Annotated in this window: 1 protein-coding gene; it reads right to left on the reverse strand. The window is 49.5% G+C overall.

Annotation, left to right across the window (positions count from 1 at the left end; translation table 11 throughout):
- The coding region (locus R8O10_RS25595; protein ID WP_318192005.1) for a M20/M25/M40 family metallo-hydrolase at nucleotides 1-657 on the reverse strand (657 nt) is incomplete at both ends.

Genomic DNA, 657 nt, shown 5'->3' on the forward strand with positions numbered 1-657 from the left:
GGTTTATAAGCTTCACGTACCAACTCGATGCTAACGCCATCAACGAATGGTGTTTCCAGCATGCCGTTTAGCTTGCTGTCGACATCATCGTATTCTTCATTACTCCAGAAACGCACATCCAAGATCGCTTCAGCGTGATCAGGGACGATGTTTGCGCCGTTACCGCCAGACACAATACCCACGTTTAATGTGGTGCCAGATTCGAAGTTCGTCATAGCATTGATTGCGAGAATCCAGTTCGCCATCTCGGTAATTGCACTGCGGCCATTTTCTGGCTCGTTGCCAGCGTGGGCTGCAATGCCATTAAACGTGATTTTGTAACGCGCCATGCCTTTGCGCGCTTTGACTAAACCTCCGTCTGCGCGTGCTGCTTCTGCCACCAATACGTTTTTCGCGTTTTTTGCAACAGATTGAATCCAGTCGACCGAATCTAACGATCCGGTTTCTTCGTCTGGGTTCATGCAGATACAAATCGACAGTTTATCCAACACCGCTTGGTCGAGGTTACGCATCGCGTACACAATATTCAGCAAGCCAGATTTCATATCCGAGACACCCGGACCGTACGCTTTGTCAGCGTCTTGAGACATAGGACGTAATCCAGCGGTGCCGACAGGGAACACCGTATCCATATGACCAATCAGCATCACGTCGATT

Source organism: Vibrio sp. 1727 (assembly GCF_033344415.1).
GTDB classification, from domain to species: domain Bacteria; phylum Pseudomonadota; class Gammaproteobacteria; order Enterobacterales; family Vibrionaceae; genus Vibrio; species Vibrio alginolyticus.